Annotated in this window: 9 protein-coding genes and 2 pseudogenes; 5 read left to right on the forward strand and 6 right to left on the reverse strand. The window is 68.1% G+C overall.

The window, feature by feature from the left end; genetic code table 11:
- Positions 1-554 precede the first annotated feature (554 nt).
- On the reverse strand, positions 555-1703 hold the full coding sequence (locus IW249_RS21650) for a TolB-like translocation protein (RefSeq protein WP_196922420.1): 1149 nt from the start codon (positions 1701-1703) through the stop codon (positions 555-557).
- Positions 1704-2700: 997 nt separating this feature from the next.
- On the opposite strand from IW249_RS21650, the gene IW249_RS21655 reads away from it, so the two are divergent.
- Both IW249_RS21655 and IW249_RS21660 read left to right on the forward strand, forming a co-directional pair.
- The gene (locus tag IW249_RS21655) at positions 2701-3843 is read left to right on the forward strand and encodes a HupE/UreJ family protein (RefSeq protein WP_196922421.1); all 1143 of its coding nucleotides are present in this window, start codon (positions 2701-2703) and stop codon (positions 3841-3843) included.
- A 33-nt stretch (positions 3844-3876) separates the two neighbouring features.
- Positions 3877-8577 (forward strand): outer membrane protein assembly factor BamB family protein, encoded by a 4701-nt coding sequence (locus IW249_RS21660; RefSeq protein ID WP_196922422.1) that lies wholly within the window; start codon positions 3877-3879, stop codon positions 8575-8577.
- Between the two features lie 128 nt (positions 8578-8705).
- Here IW249_RS21660 and IW249_RS21665 read toward each other — a convergent pair whose 3' ends face one another.
- The gene (locus tag IW249_RS21665) at positions 8706-8969 is read right to left on the reverse strand and encodes a hypothetical protein (RefSeq protein ID WP_196922423.1); all 264 of its coding nucleotides are present in this window, start codon (positions 8967-8969) and stop codon (positions 8706-8708) included.
- A 154-nt stretch (positions 8970-9123) separates the two neighbouring features.
- Here IW249_RS21665 and IW249_RS21670 point away from each other — a divergent pair, with 154 nt between their 5' ends.
- Positions 9124-9486: a VOC family protein gene (locus IW249_RS21670; RefSeq protein WP_307788661.1), complete on the forward strand. Its 363-nt coding sequence runs from the start codon at positions 9124-9126 to the stop codon at positions 9484-9486.
- Between the two features lie 582 nt (positions 9487-10068).
- Here IW249_RS21670 and IW249_RS35245 read toward each other — a convergent pair.
- The 4 genes and pseudogenes from IW249_RS35245 to IW249_RS21685 all read right to left on the reverse strand — a co-directional run bounded on the left by IW249_RS35245 (position 10069) and on the right by IW249_RS21685 (position 14870).
- The gene (locus tag IW249_RS35245) at positions 10069-10242 is read right to left on the reverse strand and encodes a transposase (RefSeq protein WP_196922425.1); all 174 of its coding nucleotides are present in this window, start codon (positions 10240-10242) and stop codon (positions 10069-10071) included.
- A gap of 1970 nt (positions 10243-12212) precedes the next feature.
- Positions 12213-12560, reverse strand: a complete 348-nt coding sequence (locus IW249_RS35250; RefSeq protein ID WP_372433044.1) for an N-6 DNA methylase — start codon at positions 12558-12560, stop codon at positions 12213-12215.
- A gap of 133 nt (positions 12561-12693) precedes the next feature.
- A pseudogene (locus IW249_RS35255) lies at positions 12694-13578 on the reverse strand (HsdM family class I SAM-dependent methyltransferase); the annotation flags it as partial.
- Between the two features lie 536 nt (positions 13579-14114).
- Positions 14115-14870: a formylglycine-generating enzyme family protein gene (locus IW249_RS21685; RefSeq protein WP_196922427.1), complete on the reverse strand. Its 756-nt coding sequence runs from the start codon at positions 14868-14870 to the stop codon at positions 14115-14117.
- 374 nt (positions 14871-15244) lie between these two features.
- On the opposite strand from IW249_RS21685, the gene IW249_RS21690 reads away from it, so the two are divergent.
- Both IW249_RS21690 and IW249_RS34795 read left to right on the forward strand, forming a co-directional pair.
- Positions 15245-15829 carry a transglutaminase-like domain-containing protein gene (locus tag IW249_RS21690; protein ID WP_196922428.1) on the forward strand — a complete coding sequence of 195 codons (585 nt, stop codon included), beginning with the start codon at positions 15245-15247 and terminating at the stop codon, positions 15827-15829.
- A 384-nt stretch (positions 15830-16213) separates the two neighbouring features.
- Positions 16214-16368: pseudogene (locus IW249_RS34795) on the forward strand (IS256 family transposase); the annotation flags it as partial.
- Positions 16369-16617 lie beyond the last annotated feature (249 nt).

Below are 16617 nucleotides of genomic sequence, written 5' to 3' on the forward strand. Positions count from 1 at the left end.
GCAGCGCGTCGAACCGCCGAAGAGCGCGCAGGCATAGACATCCCTCATCGCATGAGCGCGCACCGCGTCGGGTCGTGGAGGCGCGTCCGGCTGAGAGGGCTCGTGACAAAGACGGGTGCCGAACGCCTGGCGCGGGACCTAGGTGGGCTGATCTTCAGCTGAGCGGGATGGCGCCGATAAGGCGTATCCCACGTCGGGCATCGGTCCGTGGCGGTCCACCGAGACGAACCCCTTGCCCGGGGTAGGCCAGTCGCGACGGGCGGGCGCACGCTGTTTTCTGGTGACGGCACGTCCCCGATGGCGGGGGAGTGGGGCGCGGTGGGACCCAGCACTGTCATGTCTGCCAGGCCCCCGTTTACCCCCCGAAAACCCCCGTCTGCCGTTGACAATCAGTGACAAGGAGCGACCAGCATTTGATCGTGTCTGTGCAGCTCAACGCCTATTTTTGACAAGCAATGACAAGCCTTGAACGAGGCTCGACATGAGGCTGTCGTGGGTTCGAATCCCTCGTTGTTCTCGAGCGCTGGGCCGTGCTGGTGCTGGCTCGAACAGTTCTAGTTGCCGGGGACGGTCAGCCGCGCATGGTCGGGTAGTGAGGTCAGTACTCGGCGCTGGCCGGTGGCGGGGTCGACGGCGACCAGTTCAGCGGCGTGGGCGGTCCAGCGTTGCAGGAGGATTTCGGTGCCGGCGAGACCGAGGAATTGCTCACCTTGGTCATTCTTGGGCATCACGAGGTCGATCCGGCCGGCTGGTTGGCCGGACCGCAGGTCTACTCCGACCAATGTCCAGGGGGTTACTTCGTCCGTCTGTTCCGCCTGGCCGGTCGGGGTGGGCTCTGGGCGGGTGACCAGAGCCCATACGCTCGGTGGATTGCCTCCGCCGCGGATGATCGGGACGACCGCGTTGCGGATGTCGCCGGGGCCTACCTGCTGGGTGGTGGGGATCGACACCGAGCGGGCGTTGCCGCCGTCGACGTCTTGGATGGCGATGGTGAGCTGGCGGCGCGGTCGGAGGTTCGCGCCGAGGTTGAACTCCGCGGTGGCCAGTTCGCGCCCGTCGAGGAATGCCAGCATTCGACGGGCCGGCATCGCGGGTAACGCCAGCGGGCGCAGCTCCCCGCTGGGCAGGGTGAATGCCGTGTACGTCTCGCTGGTGCCGGTGGTTTGCCCGAGCAGCAGCGCCTGCCCGTCGGTGGACCACTGCCGCAGTTCGTACCCGGGCGGGACGGCGGTGGTCCCGGTGAGGTCGCGGATCCACCACTGCCGGTCTCGGCGTTGGGCTAGCCACCGTCCGTCCGGGGAGAGCGCGTGGTTGAACTCGACTGTGGTGACCGTACCGATGGCGAATTGGTCACCGGTGGCGGTCACCAGGTAGATCGGTAGCCGAGGCAGGCCACCGCTTCCGGCGGTGAAGCTGTCGGGATCGTTGATCTGGTAGAGCAGGGCTCCCCGTCCGACGGCCCGGTCGGTGGGTAGGGCGGTCGGGTTGGCTGGTGGCAGCAGTCGGTCGGGTAGCCCGGCGAAGAGTTCCCGGGCCGTATCGGGGGTAGTGACCTCGGCGGATGCCGGTGACGGGGTGGCCGTTGTCCGCCAGACTGCCACTCCGGCGGCCCCGCTGGCCAGTGCCCCGGCCAGCGCGATCGCGAGCCATGCCCGGCGTCGGTGCGGTCGCGGCGGCGTGACGGGTGCAGGTCCCGGTGCCATGGTTTCCATTGTCGTTCCCCCGATCCGGGCGTCCTGCCCGCCGCACAGCTCACGGGAGTTGCACCGGAGGGTCAACGGCCCGGTCAGACCCGACATCCAATCGTGATCTTGGCGGAGTTCGGCCCTTGATGAGCACCTTGCGCAGCCGGGCGGTGAAGCCGGCGGGCCCTGACCGAAGCGAACGTGACTGCGAAGGAGCATCGTCGGTGTGACACCGAGTGCGTCGGCCAGTGCCTAAGTGCTGTGTTCGCAGGGCTTACCGCCAACCCGCCAACAGCCTTCCGGCGGCTGCCGTCAAGGGGCGTGGGCCGTGCAGTCGTCTGGGACCTCGATGCTCCCTGCGGCGTTCGTAGTCGTAGCTGGGTTTGGAAGTAAGCAATACCAATCGCCCTGCCGTCGCTGAGGGCGCGGCGTCGCCAGGTCGTTCTCGACCACGGGCGGTGGTTGGCTGGAGGCACGGTCGATCCACCGGCCGGAGTTTCGGCGAGGGGCGCCGCCACGTCAGTGATGAAGTGGTGTTTGGAGCTTGGTGCGCGGCAGTCGACCGGACTCCGCACCGATCTGGGCCGCATCTGGGCACACGAATTCGGGGCCATCGATCAATGCCCCCGACACGTCATGCCGCTTAGCGGCGGATGGCCGAGGCCGGTGTCACGTTCGTCCGAGAGCCACGGGCCGAGCCCTGTGGCCGGGGTGGCGGCCACCGTTCCACGATCGACCGGACAAGCCCTGGCCGAACGAGAAGCCGGCCCGTCACGCTCAACTTCACGAGTCCACCCGGTGCTCCTCCCGCCTGGCTACAGACGGAAAGTGGGCCGGGCGGACCGTACGTTCGTGACCTCGGCACCCGGCTTTCGGCGCTCAGAAGCCCGGCTTTCGGCCGGTGGATGATCAGCAGCGGAAGGTTCGGTGAATTGGGTCGTCTCGGGTTGCCGAGTGTGGAGCGAGCACCGCAGGGTTGGGGACCGACTGCGGTTCCCCCCAACCACGGAAGTGCATGCCTGTGCGTCTGCTGGCGTTCCTCGCCGCCCTTGTTGCCGTGTTCCTCGTCGCCGCTCCGGCGCAGGTGCAGGCGCACGTCCGCGCGACCTCGGTTGCGGTCGACCTGCGCAGCCAGGGCGACGGCGTCACGGCTGTCGTCGACGTGGAGTACGACGTCCTCGCCCGGCTGTTGAGCCTCGACGGTGCGCTGAGCCCGGACGCGGTCGGCGTGGACGGCGCGGCCGCCGAGGTGCCGACCGAGGCGCGGCGCAGTGCGCTGGACGCGCACGCGAGCGACGTGGCGACGTACGTCGGCGAGCGGCTGCGGCTGAGCCGCAGCTCGATCGGGTGTACCGCTAAGGACGACGCCCGCGTTGAACTTGCCGACTCCGGTGCGGTGCGGGTCGCGCTCGCCTACGACTGTCCGGCGTCCGGCGCGTTGACCGTCCGCAGCGACATCTTCCGCGTCTCCGACGGCGTCATTGACGACACGACCACGATGGTGGCCTACGACATCGGCGGCCGCCGCGGTGCGATGTTGCTCGACAGTGCCCGCACCAGCGTCACGGTGGGGCGCACCGACCTACTCAGCGAGATCCCGCGGTTCGTCCGGCTTGGGGCGGAGCACCTGCTCTTCGGGCTCGACCACGTGCTGTTCCTGCTGGCGCTGCTGCTGGGCGCGAAGCGGCTGCGCGACGTCGTCGAGGTCGCCACGGCCTTCACGGTCGCACACTCGGTGACCCTGGTGCTGGCCGCGGTCGGCTGGGTCAGCGTGCCCGGGTGGATCGTCGAGCCGCTCATCGCGCTGTCGATCGCGTTCGTCGCGGTCGACAACCTGCTGTCGCCGAGGACGAGCCACCGGCTGCCCGTGGTCTTCGGCTTCGGGCTGCTGCACGGGCTCGGCTTCGCGGGCGCGATCAGCGTTGACGGCCCGCTGTCGGCCTCGACGCTGGCCGACCTGGTCTCCTTCAACGTCGGCATCGAACTCGTCCAGTTGACGATCATCGGGCTCGCCTTCCCGGGACTGCTGTTCCTGCGCAGGGCGGCGACCACGCCGGTCGCCGCTCGCGTCCTCACGCTCGGCACCGTCGCGGCGACCGTCGCCGTCGCTGGTGCCGGTCTGGTCTGGTTCGTCGAACGGTCGCCGATCCTGACCTGACACCCCGTTCCCACCCCCATCCGAAGGATCCCGATGTCCACGTTCAGCTGGACACGCGCGCGCCTGCGCGTCGTCCTGTACACCACGACGCTGGGGCTCGCCGCCAGCGTCGTGGCGGGCCCGCTCACGTCATACGTGGCGTACGCGATCGACCCGCCGGAAGCCACCGTCAGTGGCGTCGTGTACGTCGACGCCAACGGCGACGGCGTTCGGAACGACGGCGAGGCCGGTCTGGCCGGCGTCCGCGTCTCCGACGGCGTCGTCGCCACCACGACCGCAGCCGACGGCACCTACTCTCTGACAATCTCGACCGACCGCCGCACGACCGACATCGTGTGGGCCACCCAGCCCCGCGGCTACCAATTCGGCCTCGACGAGTTCAAGGAGCCCAGGTTCTGGGCCAACCTCGGCCAGCTCGTCGATGGCGCGACGCCCGCGGCGGACTTCGCCCTCGAGCGCGACCGGTTCTCCGACGGGGACAACTTCTCCTGGGCGAACATCGCCGACCCGCACGTCAACGCACAGCTGCCCGACCAGATCCGCGAGATCAACTCTACGGGCACGGACCTGCGCTTCATCGCGGTCAGTGGTGACCTCACCAACGACGCCAGCCAGGGGCAGTTCGACACGTATCGTCGCGGTACCCAGCAGTCGGGCGTCGGCGTGTGGCCGGCCGTGGGCAACCACGAGTACGCGGGCGGGTCGGAGTACGCGGCCAAGATCGACAACTATCGCAAGAACGTCGGTCCGGAGTGGTACTCGTTCAACTACGGCAATCGGCACTTCGTGGTGCTCGAGAACAACGGCTCGGCGCCGTTCGACGAGGAGCTGAACTGGCTCAAGGACGACCTCGCCGCGAACGTTCCGCTCGACCGCGACCCGCGCAACGACATTGAAGTTGTCGTCCTCACCCACCAGCCGATGAACGTCCCGTTCGGCTCGCCATCGACGTACGACGCCTTTGGTGACGTGCTCGAACAGTACAAGGCGCAGCTGATTCTGGTCGGCCACGAGCACTCCAACCACGTCGAGAACAACTCGGCGTTCGCCTCGACCGCCAAGCACATCCAGACCGTGTCGAGCTCCTACACAATCGACAACGCGCCCCGCGGCTTCCGCTACATCCACATGGCCGGTCCGGACTTCGACAACCCGTTCCGGATGTACGGCGAGAATGAGCACCTCACCATCGTCAGCCCCGCGCCCGACTCGAAGGTGCCAGCCGCGAAGTTCCCGGGCATCCAGGTCAACGCCTACGACACCGGCGACGAGGTGGTCTCGGCGCGCTACCGGATCGACGGCGCCAAGAACTGGATGCCGCTGCACCACAGCGGCGAGTTCACCTGGCAGAGCAACCTGCCCAACAGCCTGCAGAAGGTCGGTAAGCACCGCATCGACGTGATGGTGGTCGACGCGGCGGGCAAAACCTGGACCAAATCGGCGGACTTCACCCTCACCCGCGAGCCGGCGCTCAAGCCGGTCGCCGGCGGTGACTGGAACCAGCACCACGGCAACGAGGCCCACTCCGGTGTCGCGCCAGCACAGGAGGCCGGCCGCCGCCTGGCCTGGAGCTTCCGCACCGACGGCACCTTCCTCACCGGGTCGCCGGTCATCCACGACGGCGTCGTCTACGCAGGCACCCGCGACGAGAACGGAGACGGTAACAGCCGGATCCACGCCGTCCAGCTCAAGGACGGCAAGGAGCTGTGGAACTTCGAGGTGCCGCAGTCGATCCACGGCAGCCTCGCCTACGGCGACGGCTTGATCTTCGCGCCGACCCTCGGCTCGGAGCTCTACGCCGTCGACGCGAGGACCGGCAAGCTGCGCTGGAAGGCCCTGCCCGAGCAGGCACCGGCCCCGAACAACCAGCGCACCTACGGCTACTACTCGCCGGCCGTCTCCGGCCACACCGTGCTCTGGCCCTACCAGACCCGCTTCGGCATCGGCAGCCAGGGCGTCCTCAAGGCGCTCGACACCCGCACCGGGCGGCAGATCTGGGCCTCCCCGATGTCCGGCGCGACCATGAGCGACGGTACGCCCGCCGTCATGGACGGCACCGTGTACGTCGGCAACGAGACCGCCGACCGCGTGCTCGCCTACGACCTGGCCACCGGTGCCCGCAAGTGGACCGGAACCGAGTCGCTCGGCAGCTGGCAGGACGGCGTACCGACCGCGGCCGAGGGAAAGGTCTTCATCGGCGCCAACAACGGCATCGCCGCCCGTGACGCCAAGACCGGCGCGACGCTGTGGACCTACCGGAGCTCGCGCTCCTCGCTCGTCTCGAGCGGCTCGACCCCGAGCGCCGCGGCCGTCAAGGACGGCGTCGTCTACATGGGCTTCCCGAGCGGCGCCGTCGTCGCCCTCGACGCCCAGAACGGCAACGTTCTCTGGGAGCGGGCGCTGCCCGGCGACATCTACCACGGTGGTGTCATGTCCAGCCCGGTCGTGGCTGGCGACACGCTCTTCGTCGGCGCCAACAACGGCAGGTTCTACGCCCTGGCCACCGACACCGGCCAGATCCTGTGGAGCCACGAAATCGGCACCTGGGTGGGCGCCGGTCCGGCCGTCAGCGGCAACACCGTCGTGACGGGCGCCTGGGACGGCAACCTCTACGCCTACGTGCCGGGCGGCGAGTCCGCGCAGCGCTGGGCGACCGTGACCGGCACGGTCAGCGATCCGGAGACGGGCGCTCCGATCGCCGGCGCGAAGGTCACCGCCGTTGCCACCGGTCAGGACACCGCAGTAACCAGCACTGACGCCCGGGGCCAGTACCGGATCGGTCTGCCGGCGTCGACCTGGACCGTCACGGCGGCCAAGCGCGGCCTGATCGCCGACGACCGCTCGGCGGCCAGCGTCACGGTCCGCACCACCGGCAACGCGACCGCTGACCTCAAGCTGATCAAGGTGATCCACCCGACCGCCGGCACGTCGACGTACGCGCCGGACTACGGCAACGGCAGCACGCGCACGGACGTCGTCACGGGCACGGAGTACTACTACCTGGCCAACAATAAGATCCGGGCCTCCGTGACGCCGTACGCCGCCGGCAACAACGGCATCGGCGGTCTGGGCCAGGGGGCGCTGTCGGACCTCATGCTCAACGACGCCAACGGCGCCGAGACCCTCGACTGGGGCGAGATGCTGCTGCGTCCGAGCCTCACGCCGCCCGACTCGTGGGACCGGCCGAACGACCAGCTCGATCTGCCCGGCCTCGCGGTCGACGGCGCTGCCGTGGTCGGCGACGGTCAGTACCGGGCGAACCCGGCCATCAAGGCGCAGGTCCGCTACGAGACTCTGCCCGACGCTCCGATCGTGAAGATGACGGTCAAGCTGACCAACACCGGCACGACGGGCTACCAAGGCTACTTCAACTACATGATCGACCCCGACAGCTCGGTCGACAACGGCCGGATCCCCGGGTTCAGCGGTACCAACCCGGGTCTGAAGACCTCGGGCTGGACCGGGAACTACGTCTACGTCGGTGCTGACGCGGCCACCACGAACGGCCAGGCCGCCCACGGTCTCGCGTGGGCACTGGACATGCCGACCGCGGTCGGTGCATACGGCTACGTCGAGGGCCTCTACTACGACGCCACGATGGCGCCCGGTGCGACGAAGCAGTTCAGCTTCTACCACCTGACCGACTACGCGACCGCCGGTGGCGACCCCACGCGCAACATCGCGAATTGGGCTGACGAGATCGACCTGCACGACGCAGCTGTCCCGGATGCCGCTCGTGCGTCCGGCGCCATCACCGCCGGCGGCGCCGCCGTCTCCGGTGCCCGCGTCGCCCTCGAGCAGGCCGGCACGGTGGTCGCGACCACGAGCACCGACGCCCAGGGCAAGTACCTCGTCAAGGCCCCGACCGGTCAGTACGACGTCCGGGTGTCCAAGCTGGGCTACCAGGCAGCCGCCGGCACGGTCACCGTGCCGGCGGTGGGCAGCGGCGTCGCCGACGTCGCGCTGAGCCCGGTCACGGTCGAGGCGAGCTACGGCAAGCAGATCGGCTCGGGTCTGGTCGAGGCGGGCTACGGCGACGTCATGCTCGAGAACGACAAGCTCTCGATGGCGATCGCCGACGCCTACAACGACTCGCAGCTCTCCGGTGGCACCCGCGGCAAGCCGGTCGACATCGCGGTCCGCGGCATGGCCGACCAGTTCGACTGGATCAACCTGCCCTACGTCTCGGCGACCCAGCCGACCGGCGATAGCGCGTGGGACAACCGGTCGGTGGCGGCGACCGACGTCCAGATCGTGCAGGCGACCGGCGACAAGGCCGTCGTCCGGGTCTCCGGGCCGGTCAAAGGCATCACGGGTCTGACGGCGACGACGACGTACACGCTGAAGCCGGGCGACAACTTCGCCACGGTCTCGACGGAGCTGAGCAACTCCGGCTCGGCTCCCCTCAGCGTGTGGACCGGCGACGCGATGGACCACGACGCGGCCGGCCAGGCCAGTGTCATCCCGGGTGCCGGCATCGTGACGCCGGGTGCGACGGCGGCGTACTCCCCGAGCAAGCCGTACATCGGCATGACCGGGACCGACCCGCAGGTCTTCGGTCTCGTCTACGGCACACCGGCCAGCGCCTTCGACGTCTACGCCGCGGGCAACTGGGTGATGAGTCGGTTCAACGTCGACGTGCCGGCGGGTGGTTCGTACACCCTCACTCGCAAACTGGTCGTCACCCCGGGCACCGACGCGGTGGGAATCCTCGACGGCGTCCCCACGCCGTAACGCACACGCACCCCACCACACGGGGCCGGCCCGGAATCCAACCGGGCCGGCCCCGTGCGCCGAGCCGACGATCCTGGCGGCATGTCCTGGCGGTGGACGGGTCGGTCCGTTAGGCAGCCCATACGCTGTCAGGGCTGGACGCGGTAGGACCGGTATCGGAGGTGATCACGTTGTACCCCTGCGAGCTCGTCAACGGCCCGCAACGGCACAACGAGTCGTGCCGTCCTCGCGGTCTCCGTCCATCCACGCAGCACGGCGAGCCAATCGATGCGGTCAGGCCGCTGCCAGGTGTGGAAGACGTTCGTATCGAGGAAGAACGGCAGGCCGGGCTGGGCGGCGAGCTTCGTCAGGGCGTCGAGCTCGGCGCGTGCCAGGTCGAGCTCGCGGATCACGTCGCAGATGACCCAGCGGTACGCCGAGGTGGTCCTTGCCGCCCTGGAAGCGGCGGACGCCACGCTGGCCGCCGCCCGCGGGGGGCGGCCGGAGCTGCCGAGATGAGTGCGTCCCAGTGGGAGCGGGCTGCACATCGTCGCTATGGTCGGTGTCGTGGAAACACTGGGCCGACTTGCCGGAGTCACGGTCGACTGCCGGGATCCGCAGCGACTGGCTGACTTCTGGTCCGTGGTGCTTGGAGGACGCGTGACGGAGTCTCTTCCCGGCTGGCGGCGCGTCACTGTCGCCGGGGGCGGCCCGGTGCTGACATTCCAGCCGGTCCCGGAGCCCAAGGCCGGCAAGACGCGACTACACCTCGACATCGCCGTTAGCGACGTTGACGAAGCGGTCGATCGGATCGGGATGTTGGGCGGGCGGTGGACAGGTGAACGGCATGACTACCAAGAGGGCGCAGTCCTCGTCATGACCGACCCGGAGGACAACGAGTTCTGCGTCGTGCAGTACTACCGGGTGTGATCTGGTTAGGCTTTCGACCGAGCATCCGAGACCTGCTGATGGTGTCGTACGCACCGTCGTCGTTGCACACTGATCACAAGCGGCCGCGAGAGCGTGGAGCCGTCGACACACTCTTCTGCCGCTGTCTGCGCGCTGCAGGCTTGTCTCGACGGTCGACGAACGCTCTGCCGCGACACGTATCCAGGATGCGTCGCGTGTCGTCGTCCCGCATGTTCGGTATCAGCTTCTACGGCGTCTTGGGCTGCCGAACGCAGTCCATCGGAGATTGAATCCCCTCCTCGTCGAGCGCGAGCCATTTGGGCAACGGCGAGGTGGAGCCTTTACACGGGACCTGGCTCAGAGGAGACGAGGACGTCTGGGCGCGGACGGCGACGGCATGGACGGCGTGTTGCGCTGACGTCCAGGGCGCCCGGATGTGGGAGCCGTCGATCACCGCCCTCGACATGCCAGCTGATCGGTGGCCCGCAGCCTGCCGAGCAGGATCTCGTGCAGTCGTTGCCATGCGCCGGCGTCGTTCCAGCCCCGCAACCTGCGCCAGCAGGTCTCCCCAAAGCCGAACCCCAACTCCTGGGGCAGGAACCTTCACGGAATCGCGGTGTGAAGCATGAACAGGATTCCGCACAACACTCTGCGGTCGTCGAGGCGCTTACGCCCGGGGAACCGGTGCCGGCGTGGTGGTCGGGGTGGCAACAGTGGTTCGATCTCGGCCCAGAGTTCGTCCGAGACGATCCACGGCGGCTGCTCACCCCTCCTCACGTTCAGACAGAACGGTCCTCGTGTCCCGAGGGCACGCCCAACATCGATTCGTTAGGGGTTCTTGGTGTTGGTGTCGATGGTGTAGACCACGTCTGGCCCGACGTCATGGCGGGTGATGCCGGGTACGTCGGGGATGTCAAGCAGTGGTTCGTAGGGGGTGCCTTGGACCCGGTTGCGCAGCAGGACGACGCTGCGGATGCCGAGCTGGTGCAACCGATCCAAGGCCGGCTCGCTGGGGAAGGTCGTCATAACGTCGCGGGTCGCCTGACGGTTGGGTGTGGTGTAGCTGGCCGCACCGTTGACCATGGCGGGAAAACCGTCGGTCGACCAAAGTAGGACGTGGAGGTCACTGCCGTCGTCGGACGGCAATACCATGATCGGAGCGTGCGCGGAGGCTAGCGCCATCGCGGCCGGTTTGGCTGGGGTTTGGGGGTGGTTCAGGTCAGGCAGGCCCTCAGCTAGCACGAGGACCAGCAACGGAACGGTCAGTAGCCGTGCCGCTCCCACCGACCATTCCGGCTTGGCGCCCCTGCGAGCCACCTCGGCCAGGTGGGTAACCAGGCCGGCCGCGAGGATGGCCAGGCAGAGAGTGGGCCACAAGATCAACCGGCCTGGTGTACGGGATCCATCGAACCCGGGCACGTAAAGATAGAGCAGGCGGTAGATCGGCCCGTTCGTGCCCAGCGCGAACAACACTCCGACGACCGCCCCAAACAGCAGCAGAAGCCGTTGCACCGGTGACCAGCGGGATAGGAACAGGCCGGCGAAGGCCAGTAGATACAGTGCATACCCGCATAGCAGCACTTTCTCAGTCGGTACGCCACCAAGAGCGGTGCGGGCGCCGTTGTGCAGGGTGCCCCAGGGCAGCGAGGACTGCGGCGCCACGAGAAGTCCGCGCAGTGTCGGGGAGAAGTGCGCAACGTAGTCCCAGTCCCGGGTGACAGCTGGGTTGAGCTCGCGCACGTGTTGGTACGCGTACGCGAAGTATCCGGTCACCGCGGTGAAGACCAGCCCGCCGATCAGATCACCGACGATCAGCCGGCGGCCAAGGCGTGGGCGGTGGATCAGCCAGGCTGTCAGTGTGATCAGGCAGAGGGCGGCGAGGACGTATACGAATCCCAGCCCCACGCCGAAGCCTAGGCTGACCTGCCAGGCCGCGACCAGCCAGCCAGCGAACGCCCATCCCGGCCGGACTCGTTCGGCAAGGTAGCCGCGGGTGAGCGAGAGTCCGTGACCGCGCGCCAGCATCGCCAGGGCCAGTGTGATACCACCGGTGGAGAGAATATTCAAATGGCCGTCGTGGCCGTAGCGCCAGGGCGCGTAGGCGAGGGCGGCCCCGGCTACCGCGGCGGCGACCTTGTTCGCGCCAAGTTGGCGCAGGAGCGCGTAGCCGCCGAGGAAGGCGAGCGCGAAAGCCAGCACGAACAGGATGTTGTAGCGCAGTACGGCGCCGACTACACCGCTGCCTATCAGCCCTGCCGGGGCATAGCCGAGCAGGCTGTCGTTCAGGGCTAGGCCGTACTTGTCGGGATAAAAAGCGTTGGTATCCCACAGGCCACGCAGGCCGTGGGTGAGAGCGTGGCCACCCCATCCCACCAGCCATGCTTGGGCCGTCGGGTCACCCGCGTCACCGACGATGGTGTGGGCCGGGTCGGCGATCGGCACAGTCCTGGCGCCGGCAGTCATCACGCGAATCGCGTACGGCGGAATCAGCCAGATCATCGCGACAGCGAGGAGCACCGAACCGAGGCTCGCGATGCTCAATTCCCGCCGATGGGCCCCACGTGTCAGCCAATCCCTCGTGCCTGACCTGGCACGCGCGAGTCGGCCATTTTTTCCAGGCTCGCTGAGAGTGACGGCTGATGTGGGGCCTCCTGCCGGTGGCTCTACCTGCGTCATCACATTGACCCTCACTGTTGAACCGCCGCAGTAAATCATGAGCAGGGCGGCGCATAGAGTCAAGACATCAATCAATGTCGTTGCGGTAGCCGGGCCTTGCGGATCTCGTAGCCGACGCGGGTGACGCCGCCGACGAGCCGTTCGTAGCGGAAGTCGGCGACCGGCACGATTTTGGCGATGTCGGGCGCGCTGGTATCGGTCGCGGTGGCCGACCGCCGGATCGCGATGATCTCGGAGATCTGCTCGGTCGTCAGATATCTGCTCTTGTCGGCGATCGAGCGGCGCATCGCCGCGAAGTGCTGTCGGCAGTCCATCAGGATGATGTTGCCGGCGCGGCTGGGCTCCTTGCGATTGGTCAAAACCCAGATGTACGTCGGGATGCGTGTGTTGTAGAGGAGCCGCTCGGGCAGGGCCACCACGGTTTCGAGAACGTCGTTCTCGAGGATCCAACGGCGGATCTCGGACTCGCCGCTGCCTGGCGCCCCTTGAACAGGGGCTGCTGTTGAAGTGGACGGTGAGGCGGCTGCCGCCGTCTTCCGGCGGGCGCATCTTGGCCAGCATGTGCTGGAGGAAGAGCAGCGAGGAGTCGTTGATGCGCGGCAGGCCGGCGCCGAAGCGACCAGCGTCGCCGAGCGCGGCCTCTTTCTTGACCTCCCCCTGGACTTTCTTCCAATCCATGCCGAAGGGCGGGGCAGCGACCGTGTAGTCGAAGGTGGCGTCGGGATGGGCGTCGTGGCTGAGAGTGTCGCCCTGGGCGATGCCGCCGGGGTCGAGCCGGTGCATCAGCAGGGTGGCGGAGGTCAGCGCGGACGACGCGTGGTTGAGATCCTGGCCGAACAACTCCACCGGGCTCAGCTGACCGGCGGCGGCCCAGAGCGCCATGAGGGAGCCGCCGGCTCCGCAGACCGGGTCGTAGACGCGGATCGGGGCGGGGTGGCGAGCCAGTCGGGCGGCGCCCGGCGCGACGATCAGCATGGCAAGTAGGGCGGTCACATCCGGCGCGGTGAAGTGCTCTCCCCCAAGGTCGGCTGTGGTCTCGGCGGAACGGCGGACCAGCGCGTCGAAGACCGAGCCCATCTCGGCGTCGGAGACGGCCTGCTCGCTGAGGTTGAGGGCGGCGAACCGAGCGATCACCAAGGGGCGGAGGCCGGCCTCGGCGAGTTGCGAGGCGATGGCGTGCAGGTCGAGCCGGGCCAGCAGGTCGGCTAGCTCAGCCGCGGCGTGGTCGTGCGCGGCGCGGAGGGCTTCAAGTGGGTCGGTGGCGGCGTGCACCTGGAAGACGAGGCTCTGCCCGCCGAGCAGATTGCGGCACTCGAGGCGGCGGAGCACGGTGAAGGGGAGGAGAACCGAACCATACTCACTCGCGCGGAAGGGGCCCCGCAGAAGGTCGGCGGTAGACCAGATGAGGCTGGCCAGATCCTGCGAGCTGTCTCTCACTGCCGCACGCCATGGTGGCTGGTGTCAGCGTGGATCGCTGGACTTGTCCGACAGTCTCACCACCGGGATCCGACACTTCCGCTGGCGGATTCTCACGCGGGCTTCCACTGAGGATCGCTGCCGATGAGCCGAGCAACTGCACTATCTATCGCCTCACCGTGACGTGGTGGCGAGGACGCCATGTCCGCTGATACGGATGAATTTGGCGAACGGCGAGTTCCTTCCGGGCCAGTTCCCGGGAACCGTGCCGGACAGCAGCTTGGCCTAGCCACTGCCGGTGCGGTTGGACCCAGAGCGGGGCGTTGCCGACCCTCCGTCAGCGGCCAGTCGATTAGCATCTCGATGTCGGCCTCGGTGACGTCCTGGCTCGGCTTCTCGCCGGGGCGGGCCTGAACGGGTAGGTGTCGGCCGGGCTACGGTGCTGCTGGGGACCAAGCGGTCCTTCGGGCGGTGAGGCCGACGGGTGACGTCGCAGCCCTGTTCGGGCTACCGTCGGTCTGCTTGCCGGCTCGAGATGGGATCCGCTTGGACGACCCTCACTGAGGTGGCAGTGGTGCGGCTGGGCGTACCGCCGTGAAGTCGGCGTGTCCGTATCGGGTGGCGGACAGCAGCAGCAGCCACTCGTCACAGCCCTGCCACGGGTACAGGTCGGCGGCTCCGCCGCGTACGGTCCGGGGCCCGTCTCCGGTCCGTGGTCGCGCGTCTGACGGTGCGCCGTCGAACCCGGGGATCCACACGTCGGCGCAGAGCTCGTTCGCCGATCCCATCGCCGCCAGCCCGAACGCGTTCTCGCTGGCGGCCGTCCGTGTCTCGTCGCCGAAGTCGTCGAGGAGTTGGTCCTCGTCAGGCTTCCCGTCACCGCGGAACGTCAACGTGGTGGTTCCGGCCCGGGCCGCGTATTCCCACTGCGCCTCGCTGGGCAGCTGGAACGGCAACAGCTTGAGCAGGTCGTCCAGGTCGCCTTCGAGCCGGGCCGTGCCGGTGTCCGCCTCGGCGTAGTCGTCTTCGTATTCAGGCAGCCAGTGCTGGACCTGCGCCACGGTGAGCGGGTGCCGGGCGAGCAGGAACGGCTCGACCCGCACCTCGCGTACCGGCTGTGCGTCCTTGGCGCTGGCGAGGAACGGGTCGATGGTGTCCTCGACCCCACCGCTGCGCTCGATCGCGCGTACCGCGTCCAGCGCCGCCTCGGACAGTCCCATCCGGAACGTGCCGCCCGGAACCTTCCGAAACACGACCGTCGACGGGATGTGCCGCCATGCAGGGCGCCCGGCCACGATCTCCTCGGTCCACATGGCGGCGAACGCTAGCAGCCAGCCGCCCAGCGGTCTCTCCCGATGACCCGCAGCTCTCGTGCGCTGAGTGTCATCGGCGGGGCGGTATCGGGGCAAAGGGTCATGTCGACCCCAACACACACCCAATCCCAACACTCCAGGTCAAGCCCGGTTTCGAGGTGTTGGTTGCCAAGATGACTCCAACAGGCTCCTCCGGTTGTGCACGGACAGCGACTCGACCGGTGAGCCCTCTGGCTGGGGGAGTAGGGCAGGTCTTAAGGGTGACAGGCGAAGCGGGCGGCGGTGAGATAGCGCCGTTACCGTAACGCGATGGGTCATGGCGCGATGGAGCAGCCTCGAACCCGACTGAACAGGCGGCGGGGAAAGGGACAGCTATGCAACTGGTCGCGGGCGAACCGATGGAGTACCTGGGCGGTGACATGGTCGTCGAGGTGGACCATCCGGCAGTGCGGGCGTTAGCTGGTGAAATACGCGCGGCGCATCCGGACGACGTCGACTTCATGCGGGCCGCCTTCGCATGGGTTCGCGACCGGATCCGGCACTCCGTGGACGCCCAGGATCCGCGGATCACCGTCACCGCTGGCGAGGTGCTCAGTGCCGGCGTCGGCCTCTGCTATGCCAAGTCGCACCTGCTGGTGGCCGTGGCCCGGGCCGCCGGCGTTCCGGCCGGGTTGTGCTACCAACGGCTGACCGACGGGGGAGAGCCCTTCCTGCACGGCCTCGTTGCCGTATACCTCGCGGGCCGCTGGCATCGCCAGGACCCGCGCGGCAACCGCACCGGCATCGACGCCCAATTCCGGCTCGGGCGTGAGCAACTGGCCTACCCGATCAGCAACGGATCGGCCGGTCTCAACTTTCCTGAAGTGCACGTGCGACCCTCGCCCAACGTGATCGCAGCCCTGCGCGGTGCTCGAGACGCTCTTGAACTGTGCCGCGCCGGGTTGCCCGCTACGCCCTGAGTCGGGACAGCGGATGCCGGCCATGGGAAATTCGCGGCAACACACTCTCCTCGGCATGAGCGCGCACCGCGTCGGGTCGTGGAGGCGCGTCCGGCTGAGAGGGCTCGTGACAAAGACGGGTCCCGAACGCCTGCCTCGGGACCCGTCAAGGTGGGCTGATCTTGCGGATCACGCGGGCGAAGGTCTGGCTGCGGTGACGCTCGCGACCAGCACCCCGGAGCCCGCTTGCCGTAGCCCTTCTGTAACAACGGGAAAGGTCAGGCAGCGAGGTCAAGGAGCAGGTGCCCGGCATCGACTCACGCCCGGCTGCGGACGGGTCTGTGGAACTAAAGGTGTTTCCGGCCTGACTCATCGGGCGTTGTGCCTGGTGAAGAGGATGCCGTGATGACCGTGGCACTGAACGACCAGACTGGACGTAAGAAGCGGGCAGAGCCGTCGGCGGAGGCGAAGGCCGCCGCCGGGCTGGTCCGGGCGGCCAAGGAGCAGGGCCTGTCGCTGACCGGCCGGATGGGCTGCTGAGGCAGTTGACCAAGACGGTGTCGTTGTATGCACCGGCCTTCCTGCGCTGCGATCGGCGTTGACGGGCTTGGTCAATCGTCACCGCTCGCTCGACGCTCTCGCGTCCGACCACGGCCGACGAGTCGCCGAGCGAGGAACCACGGCCACCGATGCATGATGCCGTCAGCCTGGGGTAACGGTTAGGGCTGAGGCGTGCAAGAAGCGGCCCGCGAAGGAGGTGGAGCCATGGACCGAGCGGGATGGATCATTTCGATCATCGCCATCCTCCT

It is taken from the genome of Micromonospora vinacea (assembly GCF_015751785.1).
GTDB classification, from domain to species: domain Bacteria; phylum Actinomycetota; class Actinomycetes; order Mycobacteriales; family Micromonosporaceae; genus Micromonospora; species Micromonospora vinacea.